Annotated in this window: 18 protein-coding genes; 7 read left to right on the forward strand and 11 right to left on the reverse strand. The window is 32.0% G+C overall.

Annotation, left to right across the window (positions count from 1 at the left end):
* Positions 1 to 4: 4 nt before the first annotated feature.
* The 8 genes from hydF to BQ4446_RS01215 form a co-directional block, all read right to left on the reverse strand.
* Positions 5 to 1,177, reverse strand: coding sequence for a [FeFe] hydrogenase H-cluster maturation GTPase HydF (hydF, locus tag BQ4446_RS01180; RefSeq protein ID WP_071025925.1), 1,173 nt, complete (start codon positions 1,175 to 1,177; stop codon positions 5 to 7).
* Complete coding sequence (hydG, locus tag BQ4446_RS01185; RefSeq protein ID WP_071025927.1) at positions 1,177 to 2,592, reverse strand: [FeFe] hydrogenase H-cluster radical SAM maturase HydG; 1,416 nt, start codon at positions 2,590 to 2,592, stop codon at positions 1,177 to 1,179. Before hydG ends, hydF begins: the two co-directional genes overlap by 1 nt.
* A 36-nt stretch (positions 2,593 to 2,628) precedes the next feature.
* The gene (hydE, locus tag BQ4446_RS01190) at positions 2,629 to 3,657 is read right to left on the reverse strand and encodes a [FeFe] hydrogenase H-cluster radical SAM maturase HydE (protein ID WP_071025929.1); all 1,029 of its coding nucleotides are present in this window, start codon (positions 3,655 to 3,657) and stop codon (positions 2,629 to 2,631) included.
* On the reverse strand, positions 3,658 to 3,894 hold the full coding sequence (locus BQ4446_RS01195) for a TM1266 family iron-only hydrogenase system putative regulator (protein WP_071025931.1): 237 nt from the start codon (positions 3,892 to 3,894) through the stop codon (positions 3,658 to 3,660). It lies immediately after the preceding gene.
* 205 nt (positions 3,895 to 4,099) lie between these two features.
* Positions 4,100 to 5,053 (reverse strand): thioredoxin-disulfide reductase, encoded by a 954-nt coding sequence (trxB, locus tag BQ4446_RS01200; RefSeq protein ID WP_071025933.1) that lies wholly within the window; start codon positions 5,051 to 5,053, stop codon positions 4,100 to 4,102.
* An 83-nt stretch (positions 5,054 to 5,136) separates the two neighbouring features.
* Entirely contained in the window at positions 5,137 to 6,630 is a 1,494-nt protein-coding gene (gene glpK / locus BQ4446_RS01205; RefSeq protein WP_071025935.1) for a glycerol kinase GlpK, read from the reverse strand.
* 48 nt (positions 6,631 to 6,678) lie between these two features.
* Entirely contained in the window at positions 6,679 to 7,557 is an 879-nt protein-coding gene (locus BQ4446_RS01210) for a DegV family protein (protein WP_071025937.1), read from the reverse strand.
* Between the two features lie 140 nt (positions 7,558 to 7,697).
* Positions 7,698 to 9,335, reverse strand: coding sequence for a M20/M25/M40 family metallo-hydrolase (locus BQ4446_RS01215; protein WP_071025938.1), 1,638 nt, complete (start codon positions 9,333 to 9,335; stop codon positions 7,698 to 7,700).
* Positions 9,336 to 9,444: 109 nt separating this feature from the next.
* Here BQ4446_RS01215 and BQ4446_RS01220 point away from each other — a divergent pair, with 109 nt between their 5' ends.
* A complete protein-coding gene (locus BQ4446_RS01220; RefSeq protein ID WP_071025940.1) occupies positions 9,445 to 9,915 on the forward strand; it encodes a nucleoside deaminase in 471 nt (156 codons plus the stop codon).
* Positions 9,916 to 9,963: 48 nt separating this feature from the next.
* On the opposite strand, the gene BQ4446_RS01225 is transcribed toward BQ4446_RS01220, so the two are convergent.
* On the reverse strand, positions 9,964 to 10,617 hold the full coding sequence (locus BQ4446_RS01225; RefSeq protein WP_245149635.1) for an S-layer homology domain-containing protein: 654 nt from the start codon (positions 10,615 to 10,617) through the stop codon (positions 9,964 to 9,966).
* Between the two features lie 429 nt (positions 10,618 to 11,046).
* Here BQ4446_RS01225 and BQ4446_RS01230 point away from each other — a divergent pair, with 429 nt between their 5' ends.
* Positions 11,047 to 11,565: a nitroreductase family protein gene (locus BQ4446_RS01230; RefSeq protein WP_071025944.1), complete on the forward strand. Its 519-nt coding sequence runs from the start codon at positions 11,047 to 11,049 to the stop codon at positions 11,563 to 11,565.
* A 73-nt stretch (positions 11,566 to 11,638) separates the two neighbouring features.
* On the opposite strand, the gene BQ4446_RS01235 is transcribed toward BQ4446_RS01230, so the two are convergent.
* The gene (locus tag BQ4446_RS01235) at positions 11,639 to 13,000 is read right to left on the reverse strand and encodes an MATE family efflux transporter (RefSeq protein WP_071025946.1); all 1,362 of its coding nucleotides are present in this window, start codon (positions 12,998 to 13,000) and stop codon (positions 11,639 to 11,641) included.
* A gap of 183 nt (positions 13,001 to 13,183) precedes the next feature.
* On the opposite strand from BQ4446_RS01235, the gene BQ4446_RS01240 reads away from it, so the two are divergent.
* The 5 genes from BQ4446_RS01240 (at position 13,184) to BQ4446_RS01260 (ending at position 19,757) form a co-directional block, all read left to right on the forward strand.
* Positions 13,184 to 14,065 (forward strand): LysR family transcriptional regulator, encoded by an 882-nt coding sequence (locus BQ4446_RS01240; protein ID WP_071025948.1) that lies wholly within the window; start codon positions 13,184 to 13,186, stop codon positions 14,063 to 14,065.
* Positions 14,066 to 14,068: 3 nt separating this feature from the next.
* Complete coding sequence (locus BQ4446_RS01245) at positions 14,069 to 15,193, forward strand: DUF3048 domain-containing protein (RefSeq protein ID WP_071025950.1); 1,125 nt, start codon at positions 14,069 to 14,071, stop codon at positions 15,191 to 15,193.
* Between the two features lie 117 nt (positions 15,194 to 15,310).
* Positions 15,311 to 16,417, forward strand: coding sequence for an SH3 domain-containing protein (locus tag BQ4446_RS01250; protein WP_071025952.1), 1,107 nt, complete (start codon positions 15,311 to 15,313; stop codon positions 16,415 to 16,417).
* Positions 16,418 to 16,652: 235 nt separating this feature from the next.
* Positions 16,653 to 18,350, forward strand: a complete 1,698-nt coding sequence (gene ggt / locus BQ4446_RS01255) for a gamma-glutamyltransferase (RefSeq protein WP_071025954.1) — start codon at positions 16,653 to 16,655, stop codon at positions 18,348 to 18,350.
* 219 nt (positions 18,351 to 18,569) lie between these two features.
* A complete protein-coding gene (locus tag BQ4446_RS01260; RefSeq protein ID WP_071025956.1) occupies positions 18,570 to 19,757 on the forward strand; it encodes a restriction endonuclease subunit S in 1,188 nt (395 codons plus the stop codon).
* A gap of 229 nt (positions 19,758 to 19,986) precedes the next feature.
* On the opposite strand, the gene BQ4446_RS01265 is transcribed toward BQ4446_RS01260, so the two are convergent.
* A complete protein-coding gene (locus BQ4446_RS01265) occupies positions 19,987 to 20,274 on the reverse strand; it encodes a putative quinol monooxygenase (RefSeq protein WP_071025957.1) in 288 nt (95 codons plus the stop codon).
* Between the last annotated feature and the right edge of the window lie 49 nt (positions 20,275 to 20,323).

Consider the following 20,323-nt stretch of genomic DNA (forward strand, 5'->3'; position numbering starts at 1 on the left):
TTTTCTATATTACAATTTTATCAAGAATTTCTTTAAAGTATGCAATTGTTAGTCCATAATTTGTTATGGGCACTTGAAGATTATCTGCTCTATCAATTCTTGACAATATATTTTTTCTTGTCAACATGCAGCCCCCACACTGAATAATTAAGTCATATTTTGAAATATCATCAGGCAAAAAGGCTCCACTTTGAAAGTCCACTTGCAAATCTTCTCCAAATTTTTTCTTTAGCATCTTCGGAATTTTTATTCTTCCAATATCTTCTGTTGCAGGAGCGTGAGTGCAACATTCAGCAATTAAAATTTTTGAATCCTTATTTATTTTTGAAAAGGTCCTGACTCCTTCCATATAGGATTTTATATTGCCCTTGGATTTGGCAAATAAAACGGAAAATGATGTGAGCTTTGATTCTTTTGGTTTTTTTTCAAAGACTTCCTTAAAAACCTGGGAGTCTGTCACAATTAGGTTAGGCGGTCTTTTTAAATTCTCAAGCATATCTTCATATTCTTCAAGTTTTACTGCCATAACAAGGCAGTTTCTGTCAAGAAGTTCTCTAATGGATTCCACTTGGGGAAGGATAAGCCTTTTTTGGGGAGCGGCAATATCTTGGGGCATAACTAAAAGGACTAAATCTTTTTCCCTTGCTAATCCTTCAAAAATTTGGATTTCTTCCTCCGGCTTTAATTTTATAATTTCACTTCTTAATTTTTCAATGCCCGTATTTTCTTTTACAGAAATTTCTATAATTTTTATCTTAAGGTCCTTAAGTTTGTCATAAATCTTTTGCTTATCCTCATGTGAAAGGATGTCGCATTTATTTATGGCAATAATTTTTGGAGTCTTTTTTAAGCTCTTAATAATCTCAAGCTCTTCAGAAATTTCCGGGTCTGAAATTACAATTAAGACAATATCCGCTCTTTCCAAATCCTTTTTTGATCTCTTTTCCCGTAAAAATCCCAGTTCAGTCTTGTCACCAAGACCTGGCGTATCCATTAAAACAACGGGACCTAAAGCCCCGAATTCTATATTTTTATATACGCTATCTGTTGTTGTTCCTTCCTTGTCAGAAATCAAAGAAACTTCTCTATTTGTCAATAAATTTATTAGAGAAGATTTTCCACTATTAACTTTTCCAAAAATTCCAATGTGCAGTCTATTTGCTCTTGCAAGTTCCATTAAAATCTAAAATCTCTCTTTCCTTCTGTTGCCATTTCTTTAATTAATTTTTTTGCCCTATCTCTAACTAAATCTCTTGGTATTTTTCCCAATTCTTTTTCAATTAATTTTTCTCCAAGTTCTTTAGAAAAATCAGAGCCGTAGTCAAGTAAATATTCTTTTAAGGTCATTAAAGCATTTGGCTGGCAACAATTTAAAATTTGTTTTGACTTACAAAGGGACATAAACCTGTCACCAGTTCTTCCTTCTCTGTAGCATGCAGTGCAAAAAGACGGAATATATCCAAGTTCTATAAGCCAATCCACGACTTCTTCTAAACTTCTATTGTCAGCAAGTTCAAATTGTGCTGAATTTATATCTTCACCCTCACAGTATCCTCCAACTGTTGTTCGTGAACCTCCGGAAATTTGACTTACTCCAAGGTCAAGGGCCTTTTCCCTAACTCTTTTTGATTCTCTAGTAGAAATAATCATCCCTGTATATGGAACAGAAAGGCGAATAAGTGCAATTATTTTTTCAAAAGTGTCATCTGCCAAAGAATTTTTAAAACTGTTGGGGTCAATGTCATCTGCTGGCTGGATTCTGGGAACGGAAATTGTATGAGGTCCAACTCCAAAACTTGCTTCCAAATGTTCAGCGTGCATTAAAAGACCTACAAGCTCATATTTATAGGTTTCCAGCCCAAATAAAACACCAATTCCAACATCATCAATTCCTCCTTCCATGGCTCTATCCATGGCCGTTGTATGATAATCGTAATCGTGTTTTGGTCCAACTGGATGTAGTTCTTCATAAGATTTTTTATTATAAGTTTCTTGAAATAAAATATAAGTTCCAATTCCCGCTTCATGAAGTTTTCTATAATTTTCAACTGTAGTAGCGGCAATATTTACATTAACTCTTCTAATTGAACCATTTTTATGTTTTATAGAATATATGGTATTTATACTTTCTAAAACATAATCAATGGGATTATTTATAGGATCTTCACCAAGTTCAAGGGCAAGCCTTTTATGGCCCATATCTTGAAGGGCAATTACTTCATTTTTAATTTGTTCTTGGGTAAGTTTAATTCTAACAATGTTTTGATTTTTCGCATGATATGGACAATATACGCATTGATTTACACAATAATTTGAAAGATAAAGGGGTGCAAAAAGTACAATTCTATTGCCATAATGATCTTCCTTAATCTTTTTAGCTAATGAAAAGATTTCTTTATTTGTTTCCTTATCATCAGTTAAAAGAAGAATGGCAGCTTGTCTGTGGTCAAGACCTCTTTCTTCTTTTGCCTTTTCAATAATTTGTCTTAAAAGCAGCTTGTTATTTTTATTTTCTTCTGCATATTTTAAGCTTTCAAGAATTTCTTCGTGACTAATAAATTCATTAGGGTCTTTTGAAAATTTGTTATACATATTTTTCTCCTTTCCAGGTTAGATTAATCTTTCCTGTCAATAATCTCCTCTAACAAGAGATAATTCATAACCAATGGCTGCAACTTTTGAACTTAGAGAATAAAAATCGTCTTTATTTTCAAGCGCAGTGCCAATTTTTCCGTCATATAATTTATAGTTTTGCCTTAATTTGCTATCACCAATATTTGGCATTAATACATTTGCCCCTGCTAAAATTCCCAACTCCCTTCCGCCTTCACGAATAGTACCAAGAGCTGTTGTCGCAGGTAAAAGTAATTTCTCATCAGCAATTCTTACAATGGATAAAATTTTTAGGGTTGAATCTAAAGTTCCATTTGCAAAATCCTTAAAGGGCGAATCTTTTTGGGCAATAAAAGGCCCTAGCCCCACCATTTGCGGCTTAAATTTTAAAATTAAAAGCAAATCCTTGTAAAGATTTTCAGGCTTTTGATAGGGAGAACCTATCATCATTCCGCAGCCTGCCTGATAAGATAAACTTTTTAAATCATTAAGGCATCTCATCCTATTTTTAAAACTCATTTTCTTAGGATGAAGAAGCCTGTAATGATCTTCGTCATTAGTTTCGTGTCTTAATAAAAACCTATCAGCACCCGCTTTTTTAAAAGCCTTGTAGTCCTCAAAAGGCCTTTCGCCAATGGAAAGGGTAAGGGCCATTTCAGGATGAGAATTTTTTATGACAGAAATAATATCAGTCATAAGATCTTTGGTGTAATAGGGGTCCTCTCCCCCTTGAAGAACTATGGTGTGAATGCCCATGGCAGCACCTGCTTCAACTCTTTTTAAAATCTGATCTTTTTCCAGTCTCATTCGGGTCATATTTTTATTGTCCCGTCTAAGACCGCAGTAAAGACAGTTATTTTTGCAATAGGTTGAAATTTCAACAAGACCCCTTATAAAAATCTTGTTGCCAAAATTTTTCAAGGATAGATTTCTTGCAAAGGCATTTAAGTCCCTATAATCCTCTAAATTATAGAGAAAGGAAAATTCTTCAAGAGAAATTTTTTTTGTTTCATAAAACTTTTGACAAACTTTTTTTACATCCATTTACTGAATAATACATTTGGAAGAAACTCCCTTTAAAGAGCCCAATTTGCCATTTAGGGCATTAATTGTGTCAAGTGGAGCATCTAAAGCAATGGAAATAATATTCAAGGTTCTTGCTTTGTAGGGAATCCCTTGCCTTCCAATAATATAATCTCTGTATTCGTGAAGAAATTCATTTAATTTAATTACTGAAGAATAATCTTCTACGATTACGCCAATTAAAGCAATTCTATTCATTATTAACTCCTTTGTCATTTTATTAACGATATCATTATATAAAGTTTTTCAAAAAATAGCAACAATATTTTAAATATGAAAATTTTTAATTTCAGCCGTCATTTCATTTTCCACTTTTAATGAAAATTTCCATAAAAAATGGAGGCTTAAGCCTCCAGAGGAACATCTGATGATATTCTTTTTGTAAATAAGTTAACCGATTTTTTTATTTATTTTCCTTTAAACCTTCATATAGGTTTCCTTCTTGTGCGTCTACATATCTTTGGGCGTTCATTGCTGCAATTGCACCATCTCCTGCTGCAGTAACAACTTGTCTAATTGTCTTTGACCTAATATCTCCTGCTGCAAAAACTCCCTCTACTTTTGTTTTCATTTCGTCATCTGTAATTATATAGCCCTTGCCATCAAGGTCTAAAATATCCTTGTAAAGATTTGTGTTTGGCAAATATCCTATAAATACAAAAAGTCCAAAAGTTTCGCCTGGATTTATTTCCTTTTCTTCTCCTGTCTTTAAATTTTTAAGGACAAAGGATCTGACAATTTTATCTCCCTTAACTTCTGTAACTTGGCTATTCCAAATAAAGTCAATTTTTTCATTATTTTCTGCCTTAGTTTGCAAATCTTCCGCTGCACGAAGCTGATCTCTTCTGTGAATTATATGAACTTTTGATGCAAAGTTTGCAATAAACAAAGCTTCTTGAACAGCTGCATCTCCACCGCCAATAACATAAACTTCAAGGCCATCATAAAAGGCTGCATCACAAGTTGCACAGAAAGATATTCCCTTGCCCTTATATTCTTCTTCGCCTTTTGCTCCAAGGGGTCTTGGTGTTGATCCTTCTGCAATAATTAAAGATTTGCCTTCATATTCTCCAAATTTTCCCTTGATTTTTTTAATCTTGCCTTCAATTTCAAGGCATTGGACTTCATCTGTTACAAATTCTGCCCCAAAGCTTTTTGCTTGGTCTTGCATTTTAATGGCAAGTTCTGCCCCTGAAATCTTATCAAACCCAGGATAATTTTCTATGGAAATTGTTTCTGCCATTTGACCGCCTGGCGCCGCCTTTTCTATAATTAAAACTTTTTTCTTGCTTCTTGCTGCATAAATTCCAGCACTTAAACCTGCTGGGCCTGCTCCAAGAATTATAATATCATACATCTTTTATCACTCCTAAGATACTTATACCCATAAAAAATTTTTAAAAATATTTTTTGTAAATTTTTTTAATATTTTAAATTTTTTTATTCTTCGGCAAAAGCTAGAGAATATTTACAGGCCCTATGCCATTTTTTTAAAATTTCTTCTCTTTTAATGTCATCAATTTCTGGTTCAAAAATCTTTTCTATCCTTAAAATTTCACTAAGCTCCTCTAAATTTTTATAGGCCCCTGAGGCAAGACCTGCCATTAGGCCGGCACCAAGGGCTGTTGTTTCTAGAATTTCTGGTCTTAAAACTTTTGAATCAATTAAATCAGAAAGAAAGGATAGGATAAAATTGTTGGCACTTACGCCTCCGTCAACTTTTAACTCTTTTAATTTAAAACCTGCATCCTCTTCCATGGCAGATATTACATCTTTTGAAAGATAGCAAAGACTTTCAAGAGTTGCCCTTATTATATGATTTTTTGTAACAGCTCTTGTTAAGCCGACAATTGTTCCCCTTGCTGAGGAATCCCAATAGGGAGCGCCAAGACCAGAAAATGCTGGGATAACATAACATCCGCAGGTGTCCTTAACTTTTGTTGCCATGTATTCTGAATCATCTGCTACATCTAAAATTTTTAAATTATCCTTAAGCCAATTTATGGCAGAACCACATTCAAAAATTGATCCTTCAAGGGCATAGGAAATTTTATTGTCAAGTCCCCATGCAATTGTTGTAACAAGCCCATGCTTACTTTGAACTGCCTTATATCCCGTGTTCATTAAAACAAAGGCTCCCGTTCCATAAGTTGCTTTTGCCATGGCACTTTTAAAGCAAGCCTGCCCAAAAAGTGATGACTGCTGATCGCCAATGGCTGACCCTATGGGAATTTGTCCTCCCAAAAATTTTGAAGAGGACTTTCCATAAATTTCGCCTGAATTTTTAACTTCCGGAAGAATTTTTTCTGGTATTTGAAAAATTTCTAAAAGTTCTTTGTCCCACTCCAAATTATTAATATTAAAGAACATAGTTCTTGAAGCGTTTGAATAATCTGTTATGTGGATTTTTCCGTCTGTTAATTTATAGATTAAATAGGAATCAACTGTACCAAATAAAATTTCTCCCTTTTCCGCCCTCTCTCTTGCTCCTTCTACATTGTCTAAAATCCATTTTATTTTTGTTGCTGAAAAATAGGGGTCAATTATTAGGCCAGTTTTTTCTCTAATTTTGTCTTTTAAATCAACCTCTTCTAATTCCCTGCAATATTTTGAAGTCCTCTTGCACTGCCATACAATGGCATTATAAAGAGCTTCTCCAGTTTTTTTGTCCCATAGAATTGTGGTTTCCCTTTGGTTTGTAATTCCAATTGCATAAATTTCATCAGTGGATGCAGAAATTTTTGACATCGCTTCAACAGCTGTTGAAATTTGTGCAGACCATATTTCGCTTGGGTCTTCCTCAACCCAACCCGGATGGGGAAAAAACTGCAAAATATTTTTTGAAGCGGAAGATACAATTTCCCCCTTTAAATTAAATAAAATTGTTCTTGCACTTGTTGTGCCGGCATCAAAGGCCATAATATATTTTTTCATAATTCTCCTTAAAAATAATCTATTAGCAAAAAACACGCCCTCGGCGTGTCATTTTAAAATCTTTGCAAATTTTTGAGGAAGGGATTTTTTTAAATATCCCGCTCCTATAATGTCAGGACCCACATGAGAGCCTATAACATATCCCATTTGGTGGCTTAAAATATTTTCGCATCCGCCATTTTTTAAAAGACCCATAAAAGTTTCAATTGTGTCTTCATCTTTTCCATATACGGGCATAATTATTTTATCCTTAAGGCTTCCTTCAGATTCCTTAATAATTATATTTGCCATTCTCTTTATGGCCTTATTTCTTCCTCTAATTATTTCAGAAACCTTAAGTTTTTTGTCCTTAACTTTTATTATAGGCATTAAATTTAACATATCGGAAAGATTTTTCCCAACTCTTAAAATTCTGCCTCCTTCATAAAGATATTTTAAATCAAAAACAGTAAAGACATGACCTATATTTTCCCTTAAAAATTCTGAAAGCTCAAGAAGTTCTTCAAAAGAATAATCTTCTTTGGCTGTCTTCCCTACAAGGTAGGTGAAAATTCCCATACCAACAGAAGCTGCCTCAGTGTCAATTGACTCTCCCTTAAAATCGCCATATTTTTTTCTAAGTTCTTTAAGAGCAATAAGAGAATTATTGTAGCCCCCCGTCAGACCCTGAGAAAGACTTAGATAAATAAAAGGTCTTTTCTCCTTAATATATTTTTCAAAGGCAACATAGTAGGAAAACTGAGAAATTTGAGAAGTCTTAAAAACTTCGCCCTCCTCTTGCCTCTTAAAAACTTCCTCTGGTCCAATATCTTTTATTTCTTCTCCCCCATTTGAGATAAGTGAGATATTAATTATTTCTATATCAAGTTTTTGTGTTTTTTCTTTGCTTAAATCACAAGCGTTGTCTGCTATTATTTTTATACTCATATTAACCTCAATAAATATAATACCTTAAATCTAAAAGATTATCCATTATTATTAATCTAAAATCGCCACAAAATTTTTTTGCTAAAAATATTACACCATTAAAAAACTCGGGCAAAGCCGAGTCTTTAAATCTTAAGAAATCATTTATACATTTCCTTAATTATGAAGTCCATAATTTCAGGTATCTTTTTAAACATATCATCTTTATTTACTCTTTCAGTATATTTATGAAGATCTTTGCCCCATGGCCCAACATTTAAAACGCTCATTGAATATTTTTTAATTAGGTCAAGAGCAAGAGGGAAAGTATTCCACATCAAAAGATTTTCTTCCACATATTTTATAGATTCATCAGAAAGATTTAGCATGGCAAGAGAAAGGTCGCAAATGCCTGTAAAATAATTTTGAACCTTTAATTTTAAAGAAAATTCATCCTCTATAAACTTTTCAGTCTTCTCCATAACAGAATTCATAAATTCTCCGCTTTCAAGTTCCATATTGTTTACAGATGGATAATATGGTGGGCACATACCCCAAACAACAACAGGTCCCCTATAGGAGTAATTTAAAAGAAGGCTTTCAATAAGTTCAAAAACAGCTTCCGGAATGGAAATTTCGCCATCAAAAACTTTTTTAGTTAAGTCATTTTCCTTGTCTTTTAAAATTTCTTCAATGTCCCCTTTTTCTTTTTTAACTTCATCAACAAGCTCTTTAAAAAGAAATACTTTTGGAGGATAGGAAATTTCTCCCTCTTCTCCATAAAAAGATAAATATTTTTTATAGGATTCATCCGTTCTCTTAATTACCTTGCCAAAAGCTTTAAGGGAAATATTTTTTAATTCATTCATTATTTCATCTGGGGTTCTTGAAAGCGGAAGAACTGACATATAAGCTCCAGCAGAAATAGGTAGAGAAACATCATAGACATATTTTCTGTCCTTTGAATAAAGCCATGTTGGTGCAGGACTTACAGTATTTCCTCTCTTTTCAATAAACATTGGATTTACATCTGTTAGAGAAATAATTTCAGAAATTAGGGAAATGGGATTTAAGCCTTGGTAAACTTGACCAACGTGAGTTAATTTTCCCCTTGCAAGGCAAATTGGCATAACTTTTCCAATAGAGCCGTCATAGATTATCATTTCGTCATCTTTTTCCCTCATATGAGGTTCGCCGTCAAGCATTAAAATATATTCCAAATCATATTTTTTATGAAGATCATCTAAAATATATGTAAGAGTTCTCATGCCCGCTGAAAGATTTTCTTCATCAGGAACTGCTGCAAGAAGAAGTGATCCCGGAAAATTTTCATCCTTTGAGTATTCTTCCATAAGGGCCATTTGAATTGATCCGCCAGCCTTCATATCGCAAATTCCTCTGCCAAACATCCACTTACCATCTAAGTCATTTTTAACTTCACTAATTAAATCCACTTCACCAGATTTATATTTTTCTAAAATCTTTTCAGGATCATAGGCAATGTCCTTTAGTTTCCCAAAATCTTCAATATCTACAGTATCGCTATGGTGAATCATAACAACAGTTTTTTTAGATTTTCCCCTGATTAAAGAATAGGCAACAGACCTTTCCAAATAATCATCCTTGCAGGGATAGATGCCGTAGTCAAGGGGAAGTTTAGAAATTTCTTTTAAATTTTTAAACCACTTGTTAAAAAATTCTTCACTATTTTTTTCAAGTTTTGTTCCCGTATGGGTAACCGTTTTTGCATATTCTAATACTATGTCGTTAATCCTAGTTTTAAGTTTTTCTAAATTCATAAGCACCTCTCAATTAATATAAAAAATTCTTCCCTCTACTTTATTATACTATCTTGATAACACATGTCAAATAGCTGAAATTTTTTTAATTTTAGTTTATAATTTTTTTATGAATAAAATTTTTATGGAAAAGGCCCTTGAACTTGCAAAAATTTCTTATAAAAATGGGGACGTGCCAATTGGTGCTGTCCTTGTAAAAAATGGGAAAATTATTGGCAGGGGCTATAATTTAAAAGAAAAGAAAAAAAATCCCCTATATCATGCAGAAATTATGGCAATTTCAGATGCATCAAAAAAATTAAAATCCTATCATTTAGAAGGTACGGATTTATATGTTACTTTGGAACCCTGCCTAATGTGCCTTGGGGCCATAATAAATGCCCGCATCAAAAATTTATATTTTGCTGCCTACAACAAAAGATATGGGTGCGTTTCCTCTCACCTAAAACTATTAACAGGCGGCGGTTTTAACCACAAAACTTTTTATGTGGGAGGAATTATGGAAAAAACTTCATCAGAACTTTTAAATTCTTTTTTCACCGATCTTAGAAAAAAGGGCAAAAAAATTAGACATATATAAAATGCTTGGTTTCTTATATATGTCTAATTAATTTTCATAAGTTTTAACTTATTCGTACAGATTTCTATCTCCAAATTTTATTTTTGAATCAATGACAACTCTTTCTTGAGGGCGATTGTATTCATTTAAGAGAGATCCTAAAACTGTAGCAATTTCAGCTCTTGTCATTTCATTTTTGGGAGCAAATTTTGTTGCTTCATATCCATTTATAATATTTGCCTTAACAAGCGCTCCAACATAGCCCTTTGCTGAATCGGAAATTTCATTTGCGTCAGAGAATTCCTTTAAAATTTCCGTATTCTTCTTAAGACCATACATATAACCTAAAATTTCGCAAACTTCTTCTCTAGTTATGGGATCTTCCGGATATAATTTCCCCATTGTTGGTGTCAAATATCCTGCCTTAATTGCCTTGGCAACGTCATTGTAATATTTATCATCTGTAGATACATCAGAAAAAGTAACGGTATAGGTCTTTTTTAAATCGGCCAGCTTATTTACGACTGCAAAAAAATCAACTTTTTTCATAAGTAGGTCTGGTTTGAAAGAATTTCTTTCATAAGCTGACATCAAATTAAAATTTGTTACGACATCAATACTTTTTTTTGCCCAATGATTTTCAGTATCTTGATAAACTCTTGCATAGGCACTTGAAAATAAAATAGTTAGAGATAAAAAAGAAATTAAAAATATTTTTTTCATAATCTCAACCCTTCCAAAACTTCTACTTAAATTATAGCAAGATTTTAAAAAAAATACTTTAAATTTATGTTACAAAAAACATGGAATGTAACAGAACTGAAACAAATTAAAAGAGGATGCAGATATGTACCAAAACATTGCATCCTCTAGGGAAGAAAAAAGATGATGAAGTTTTCACTTCACTAATAGAATAATATCTTAGATTGATTTTGTCAAGCTTTTTATGAAAATATTTTCAAAAAATTTTATATTTTTTTATATTTACTATAGCAAAGGCATTAAAGTAAGAGTTTTTAAGAAATTATCGTAAAATTTATAATTTTTAATTTGTGGCATCCTTTGCATAACTTTTTTTAAATCTTTATTTATTTAAAAATAAACATTTTTTTGTGGTAGAATATAGTTAATTAATTTTAAGGAGTTGAATTTATGTTACAAGAACTTATAAAAAAACGTAGGACTGTTAGACAATTTAAGGATCAAGAAGTTGATAGAGAACTTTTAAATAAATTATTTATGTATGCTTCTATGGCACCATCAAATGGAAATTCTCACCCTGTTGAATTTTTAGTAATTGATGACAAGGAAAAGATTAATGAACTTTCAGAAATGGATTCCTATGCAACAAATTATTTAAAAGAATGCCCCTGCGTTGTTATGTTTGTAGGAAATACTGAGCTTTCAAAAACAGCTGAAGAAGAATGTGCAATTGTTGCATCATATTTCCAACTTCTTGCTGAAGAAGAAGGCCTTTCCACTGCTTGGATAAATGTTAGCGAAGGAAATACTTCTAAAAAAATTCCCTATGAAGAATATTTCAAGGAAAATTATAATATAAAGAAGGGCTACAAAGCTGTTTGCCTAGTTCCTGTTGGCTACAAAAAGCGTGGAACAAAAGACCATGAAGAATTTGATGTTTCTTCAAAAGTTCACTATAACGAACTTTAATAATTTTAAGTATTAAAAAAGGACTTTCTAACGAGAGTCCTTTTTTAATAAACATAACTTATTTACTATTAAATTAAGCCTGTACTTTTTTTCTCCACTTCCCATATTTGTAATAAATCCAAGTCATTAAAAGATTTCCAGCATAGGATACAGGATAGGACCAGAATAAAATATTAATATTGTCCCAATTTGGAAGGGGCAAATATATAAAGGCCATCCTTAAAAAGCAAAGTCCCACAAAGGAAATAACCATTGGTGCCATGGCTTCTCCTGCCCCCCTAATAAAGGCACAAAGATTTTCTGAAAGGCCAAAGGCCCAAATTGAATAACACAAAATTCTAAGCATTCTTGCACCAACTTCCACAACTTCTTCATTTGGATTGAAGGCGGAAATAAGCTTCCTAGAAAATACAATGGCAAGTATTGATAAAAATCCTGCTAGGCCAAGAGTTATTATTGTTGAAACCTTAACCCCTTCTTTTATCCTGTCAAATTTTTTGGCTCCAAAATTTTGCCCTGCAAAAGTTGTGGCTGCAAGGGCAACTGCTTGAAGGGTTGTAAAAATAAATCCGTCAATTCTTGATTCTGCGGCAACACCAGCAATGACATTTGAGCCAAAAGAGTTTACCTTGACCTGAATTAAAACATTGGTGAAGGAAATAAGTGATGCCTGAAGGCCAGTTGGGATTCCAATGGCAAAAATTTTATTGGCTTCTTCCTTTTTATAGGAAATTTTTTTAAGCCTTAATCTAAAAGCCTGATCAGAGCCTGTTAAGTTTAAAGTTACGAGAATTGCAGAAACTGATTGGGCACAAAAAGTTGCAATCCCAGCTCCAATGACTGACATTTTTAAAAGACCAACAAAAATAAGGTCCAAAACAACATTCACCATAGCTGCAATTAATAAGAAGTTAAAGGGTCTTCGTGAATCCCCTGTTGAAATTGAAATGGAAGCTCCCATACTATAAATTAAAAGTGGCAGGGCCCCAAGAAAAAATATCCTCATGTAATTTTCGGCATCTTTCATAATATCGTCAGGAGTTTTTAAAATTTTAAGAAGAAAAGGCGTTGTGGCAGCTCCGGAAATTGCAATTATTAGTCCTGAAATTATAGCTATAAAATATGCACATTCAACAGATTTTTGAAGTCCCTTATAATCGTCAGACCCAAAATACATAGAAATTATTACACCAGCTCCCGTTGTCAAACCTAAAAACATTCCAATTAAAAGTGTTGAAATAGGTCCTGTTGCACCAACGGCAGCCATGGGCCTTGCACCTGCAAATCTACCAACAATCATAAGGTCTGCAGTATTATAAAGTTGTTGCAAAAAATTTGTTAAAACCAAGGGAATGGCAAATAAAATTATGCTTTCATAAATTGACCCTTCAGTTAAAGATACATTCTTGCTAAGAAGATTTCTTAATTTCCTCAATCTTTCCTCCTCATTCTAAATAATTACATATAAAAACAAATTCCTCTTAATTTGATTATAGCATTATTAAGCCATAAAATTAAATCCTTATAAAATTTTTTTCTATCTTATCATTAGTTTTTTTCTATAGAAATATTGCTTTTTCTGCCCTAAAATATTAAACTTAAACAAAGGGGGGGTATCATGACAATTAGAGATTTAGAAATTTTTTGCGAAGTTGTAAGGACAAAAAATATGTCCCTTGCGGCTAAAAATCTTTCCATTTCTCAACCTACTGTGTCTCATGCAATTTCTCAAATAGAAAAAGAATATTCTGTTGAGCTATTTAAAAGAATTTCCAAAAAACTTTACATAACAGACGTAGGTATTAGATTATATCATAATGCTTTGCAATTAATAGAAAAATTTGAAGATATAATTTTGTTTTTAAAGATTTCATCTAATAATTATGATTTAAATCTTGCCTTTAGTACAAGTTTTACAGGAAATTTTTTAATGGATATGATTTGGGAGTTTGAAAACATCCATAAGGACCTTGAAGTTAAAACAAGCGTCCTTGAAAATGACAGGCTTATAGAATATACACAAATGGGTTATATTGATGCCGGCATTATAGAAGGAGATTTGCCGGAAGATTTAAAGAGAAAGCTTGACTATATTTCTTTTTATAGGGACAGAGAAGGATTAATAGTCGCAAAAAATCACATTTTAGCTAATAAAAAAGAAATTTCTATAAAAGATTTGGAAGATGAAAATTTTGTAACCCAAAATTTTCCAGATGAAGATAAGGAAAATTTTATCTGCCTTTTGAAGGACAGGGGCTTTAATTTAAAAATTAAATATATTTGCAGCAATAAGGATATGGTTTTAAATATTTTAAAAGCTAGAAAAGCCATTACAATTGGTAGCCTTTATGAATTTAACTGTCCAGACCTTTCTTTAATAAAAATTAAGGAAATGGGAAAGGAAAAGGACTATAAAATAATTTTTCGTAAGGGGCATGAAAAAGAGGCAAATATCAAATCTTTTATAGATTTTTTAGAAAGAAAATATAATAAGGAGTAAATAATGAGATTAGAATTAAAAAAGTTAGGGCTTCTTTTGCTTTTAATGGGCCTTGTCTTTTCCTTAGTTGGATGTAAAGACCTTAGATCAAATGACAAGGAAGAAAATACAAAGGAGTCTATGGAAACAGAAAAAATTAAGGAAGAGGAAGAAAAAATTTTATCTCCCTTAAGTGGGCTTGAAGTTTCAGAGGATAGCTTAAATAAAAGACCCTTTGCAGTTATGCTTGACAATCATTTTGACGCTATTCCACAATCCGCTTTAAATATGGCAGATCTTATCTATGAATTTAAGGCTGAAGGAGAATTTACAAGATATATGGCAATATTTCAATCTAATTCCCCAGAAGTTATTGGGCCCGTTAGGTCTGCAAGACCATATTTTGTTGACACTGCAAAAGAATATAATGCAATTTATGCCCACTGGGGCGGATCAGAACTTGGCTATGCAGAAATTCCAAAAATTGGTGTAAATGATTTAGATGGCATTGCCCTTGAAGGTATAACATATTACAGAAATAAAGAAGTTGGCAAAAAAAGACCACATGATGGCTACACATCATCTAAGCTTTTAAGAGAGCAAGCTGAAAAATATAAATATGATCTTACAGACGATGTTAAGCCCCTAAAATTTGACACTACAAAAGATTTAGAAAATATAAAAGAGCAAATGGCCGAAAAAATCTGTACATCCTTAACTTTAAACTTTTTTAAATCCTATAAGGAAGTCTATGAATATGACGAAAGTCTAAATAAATATAGGGTCATTAGAAATAATGAAACAGTTATTGATGAACACGACAAAAAAGATGTCACTCCATCAAATATTATTATAGAATTTGCTGCATCCAAGGTGACAGGACCTCTTGGAACTCTTACAATTGATATAGTTGGCAGCGGCAATGGTCTTTTACTTTCAAATGGCAAATTAATAGAAATTAATTGGCAAAAAAATTCCTTTGATGAAAAAACTATTTTTACAAGACAAGATGGGGAAGAAATTTATCTCACTCCTGGCCAAACATGGATTTCAGTTGCCGATCCAACTGATGCCTATGAAATATTACCAGCTGAAGAAAATGTAGAAAATTCTGCAGCTGCTGAAAATTCAGCAAATGCTGACAAATAACCAATTAGAATTTAAAAATAGCTATTAAGACTATGATTTATTGTTTCATAGTCTTAATTTCTATATAATAGTTTATAATATATAGAATTATAAAAATATTACATAAAGGAGAAAATTATGAGATGCAAAGTTTGTGGGAAGGAAAATAGGGATAATGCAAAATTTTGTTATTCTTGTGGAAGTAATTTAGAAATTTTTGACGAAGACACCCAAAAATATAACCCTATTGAAGATGAATATGAAAATAAGGATTATGATACCAAAGAATCTAGGCCATATTCAAGAGAAAATTATGAGGCCCTAAGAAAAGATTATAGGAACCCTAAATCCTATAATGATTATAATGACTATGATGATTATGATGACTACAGGGAGAGAAGACCCTATAAAAAGAAAACTAGCCCTTTTAAAAAATTTCTTTTACTAGTCCTTTCACTTTTATTAATTGCAGGAGCAGGATTTGGTTGCTACTATTTTTATAAAAACCAAAAAATGGCCTCTCTTGAAAAATATGCTATGGAAGCCATGGTTTCCGGCGACTATGAAGATGCGGCAGAATACTATGAGAACTTATATAAATTAAATTCATCCTCCAAGACAAAAGACCTTATGGATGAAGCTACAAATCTCGCCTTTGATGCCAAAAAGCTAGAAAAAGTTGACTCTCTAATTTTAAGCGGCTCTTATAAGGAAGCCTATGAAAATATAGAAGATGTTAAAAAACATAATAACAAATTATTAGAAGATGCAAGTAAAAAAGAAGATGTCCTTATGGCAAATATTGAAGAAAAGTTAGTGGATAATGTAAAGGACGGAAATTTTACTAAATCTTTAAATATTGTTAATGACCTTTTGAAGATAGACCTTGAAAATGACAAATTAAATGAATTAAAGGACAAAATATTAAATAATCAAACAAAATCCGAGGAAGAAAAGAAAAAGGCTGAAGAAGAAGCTGAAAAGGAAGCTAAAGAAAAAGAAAATAAGGAAAAGGAAGAAAAGCTTTCAGGGGAAGGGGATAGACTAATAAATACCTATCAATATGTTACAAGTAAGATTGCAAATGTAAGAAGCGGACCAGGCCTTAGCTATCCTGTCCAATATGTTTTAAATTATGGCGACGAAGTTTATGTAATTGATACAAAGCACGACTCAGTAAGAACTTGGTGCAATATAGGATATGGCTGGATATCCTATAGGACTCTTGACGGCTCTGGCCTATAAAAAAATATTTGAAATGAAATTGCGGACCTTTTGGCCCGCTTTTTTTATAAATTTATAAAATTCTTTTCTTTAAAATATAAAAACCATAAATTTTAATAAAATTAAAGTTACTTTTTTAAAAAATAATTAAAATATATTTAAACATTTATTAAGATAATATACTATTTATTTACTAATTGACAAAAAAATATTATTAAATTATACTAAATATACAAATATAAACGGAGGTGTTTTTATGAAAAAGAGAAGCAAAGGTTTTCTATGCTTAGTGTTAGCTATCATAATGCTTGTTCCGCAGCTTTTATTTGCAGCGGCTTATGAGCCTGTTAAGGATAAGGGAACGGGCCTTGTAATGAGTACAAATCCACTAGCTAACGAAGTTGGAAAAAAAGTTTTAGATGATGGTGGAAATGCTATTGATGCCGCCGTTGCAGTCGGCTATATGCTTGCAGTTGTCCATCCATCAGCAGGAAATATTGGCGGCGGAGGATTTGCCCTAATACATACCAAAGATGGAAAAAATGTTGCCCTTGACTTTAGAGAAATGGCACCTGCAAAAGCACAAAGAGATATGTACTTAGACAAAGAAAAAAATGTTATTGATGGTTTAAGTGTAACTGGTCATCTTTCTGCAGGAGTCCCAGGAACTGTTAAGGGTATGAGTGCTATGCTCAATGAATATGGAACAAAACCTCTTAAAGAATTAATGGCTCCTGCCATAAAAACTGCAAAAGAAGGATTTAAACTTACAAAAAGGCAAGCAGAAACATTTGTTGAAGAATATGACAGAATGATAAAATATCCATCTACAAAAAAGTATTTCTTTAAGGAAAATGGAGATTCATATAAAGAAGGTGAACTTTTAGTCCAAAAAGATTTAGCAAAAACACTTGAAAGAATTGCCAACAAAGGACCTAGCGATTTCTATAGGGGAGAAACTGCTGAATTAATAGTAAAAGATATGAAAAAAAATAATGGTCTAATTACTATGGAAGATTTGGCAAATTATAAGGCAATTTGGAGGGAGCCAGTTAAGGGAACTTATAGGGGTTATGACATTATTTCAATGTGTCCTCCCTCATCAGGTGGAACTCATATTATTGAAATATTAAATATTATGGAAAATGCTGATATAAATAAAATGGGCGCCCTTTCTTCCGATACAATAAAACTTATGGTAGAAGCAGAAAGAAGGGCCTATGCTGACAGAAGTGAATATATGGGAGATCCAGATTTTGTAAAGGTTCCTGTAGATAAATTAATTGACAAGACATATGCTAAAAATCTTTATAATAAAATAATAAAAAGTCCTAATGCAATTTCTAGTAAAGATGTAAAACCAGGACTTAATTTGCCAAAGGAAAGTGACCAGACAACTCACTATTCAGTAATGGATTCAATGGGAAATGCCGTTTCAGTAACTTATACAATTAACTGGACATTTGGAAGCGGCTGTGCAGTTGAAGGAGCGGGATTTTTGTTAAATGACGAAATGGACGACTTCTCAGCAAAAGCTGGCGTTCCTAATATTTATGGAGCGGTAGGTTCTGATGCAAATTCAATTGAAGCTGGCAAAAGACCCCTATCTTCAATGTCACCAACCTTAATTTTAAAGGACAATGATGTTGTAATGGTAGTTGGAAGCCCTGGCGGAACAAGAATAATTACAACTGTGCTACAAGTTATTTCAAATGTAATAGACCATAAAATGAATATAGCAGAAGCCGTTTGTCAACCAAGATTCCATATGCAATGGCTACCTGATGAAATAAGAGTTGAAAAAGATACTCTTGTAAAAGACGTTAGAGAAAAACTTGAAAAAATGGGCTATAAAATAAAAGTTGACGACCCAATGGGCGATGTTAATGCAATATATTATGACAAAGAAAACTCAACATTCTATGGCACAAAAGATCCAAGAACTGAATTTTAATTAAGATCTTAATTAATAATTTCAAAACTATATACAAATTATAAAAGGCTCAGTATGGGCCTTTTTATTATAAAAAGATAGATATGATTTTAAATTCATATCTACTTTTTTAGCTTAATAAATTAAAATGACGTGAACCTTAAATATAATTAATATGCTTTTAAAGAGTACTTTTTAATGCTAAAATTAAAATATTAGTTATAATACATAGAGGAAATTATGAAGATTTTAGAAGAAATAGAAAACGAAAAAGTTGAATGGAAAAAACTTTGGGAGCTTACTATTTGGGATAAAAAATTTAGTGGAGTTGAAAAATTTAAACAAAGGGAAATTAAAAAATATCATTATTTTTTATCTGGAAAATTAAAAGAGTTTATAGATGCAAACGGAACTATAAAAATTTTAACGACTTATAAAAGCGACCTTTATGCAGATAGAAATAAGATTAAGGACTATATAAGTTGTGGAGAAGTGGTTTGTATACCCAGTGGTGGAAATCCAATAGTTCAATACTATAAAGGTGAATTTATAACAGCTGACAATAGAATTGCGACATCTATAAATACAAAAATACTTAGTAATAAATTTTTATATTATTACTTATTGAATAAAATAGATCTTATAACAAGTTTTTATAGAGGAGCAGGTATTAAGCATCCAGATATGACAAAAATTTTGAATATTAATATTCCATTGCCTTCAATTGAAACTCAAGAAAAAATTGTAGAAATACTTGACAAATTTACATCTTATGTTACTGAATTACAGATTGAACTACAGAATGAATCGCAAGCTAGACAAAAGCAATATGAATATTATAGGAACATGCTTTTAAGTGAAGATTTATTTTTTAAATCCAATAAGTTTTTAAAAGAAACAAACTTGGAAGAACTTTGTAATATTTCAGCAGGGGGAGATGTTCCTAAAAATAATTTTACCTTAGAAAAAAATGATTCCTATAATATTCCTATAATAAGCAATGGTATAGGTGAAAATGCCTTTTATGGTTATACAAATGAAGCAAAAATTACAGGACCTGCTGTAACAATTTCTGCAAGAGGAACTATAGGAAATGCTGAATATCGAGACTATTCATTCTACCCTATAATTAGACTTATTTCTTTGACACCGAAAAATAATAATGAATGCAATCCAAAATATTTGTATTATTTTATGAAGAAAAGGAAATATAATTTGCCACCTAGTGGGATTCAGCAACTAACAATCCCAATGATTAAAAAAATTGAAATTAAGCTACCAAGTTTTGATTTACAAGTAAAAATTGTAGAAATATTAGATAAATTTGAAGAATTTGTAAATGAAATAGAGGGACTTTTGCCTCAAGAAATAGAGCAAAGACAAAAACAATATGAATATTATTGTGAAAGGCTTTTAACTTTTAAATAATAAAAAAGCAGGGCTGTCTTTAGTGAGCAAAGCGAACGTAAGGCTGCCCTGCTTAAAAAAGGAAAAGAAAAGATAATAAAATAAAAAAATAACGATGAGGACAGCCTTACACTACGTTAAAGACAGCCCTCCCTAAATTAAAAAGGGGGACAGCCTTAGGCTACACTAAAAACAGTCCTCCCAAAACGGGCGGCTTATTTGTAAAAGAAACAAAAGGCTGCCCTAAATTTTATTTTATTTTTTCTTCATATCTCACAAGGTCAAAATTTTCTTTACAAAGTTCTTTCATTGCAGGTACTATTCTTAAAAAGTGCTCGCTTTTGCTGTGGACCTTTTGATCTTCTAAGCTTTCCCATTCTTCATTAATTATAACTGTATATTCATCATCAAAATCCCTATAGAGTTCATAAGAAATGCAGCCCTTTTCTTTTTGAGATTTATCTCTTAATTCCTTTAATAAAACAAGCCCCTTGTCATAGTCTTCTCTTTTTAAAATCTTTTTAGTAAAAAATTTCATAAAATCACCCCACCTTTAATTTATCATAAGAATAAGGGTGGGGCAAGAT

The organism is Peptoniphilus raoultii, from assembly GCF_900099555.1.
In the GTDB taxonomy this organism is placed as follows: Bacteria; Bacillota; Clostridia; order Tissierellales; family Peptoniphilaceae; genus Peptoniphilus_A; species Peptoniphilus_A raoultii.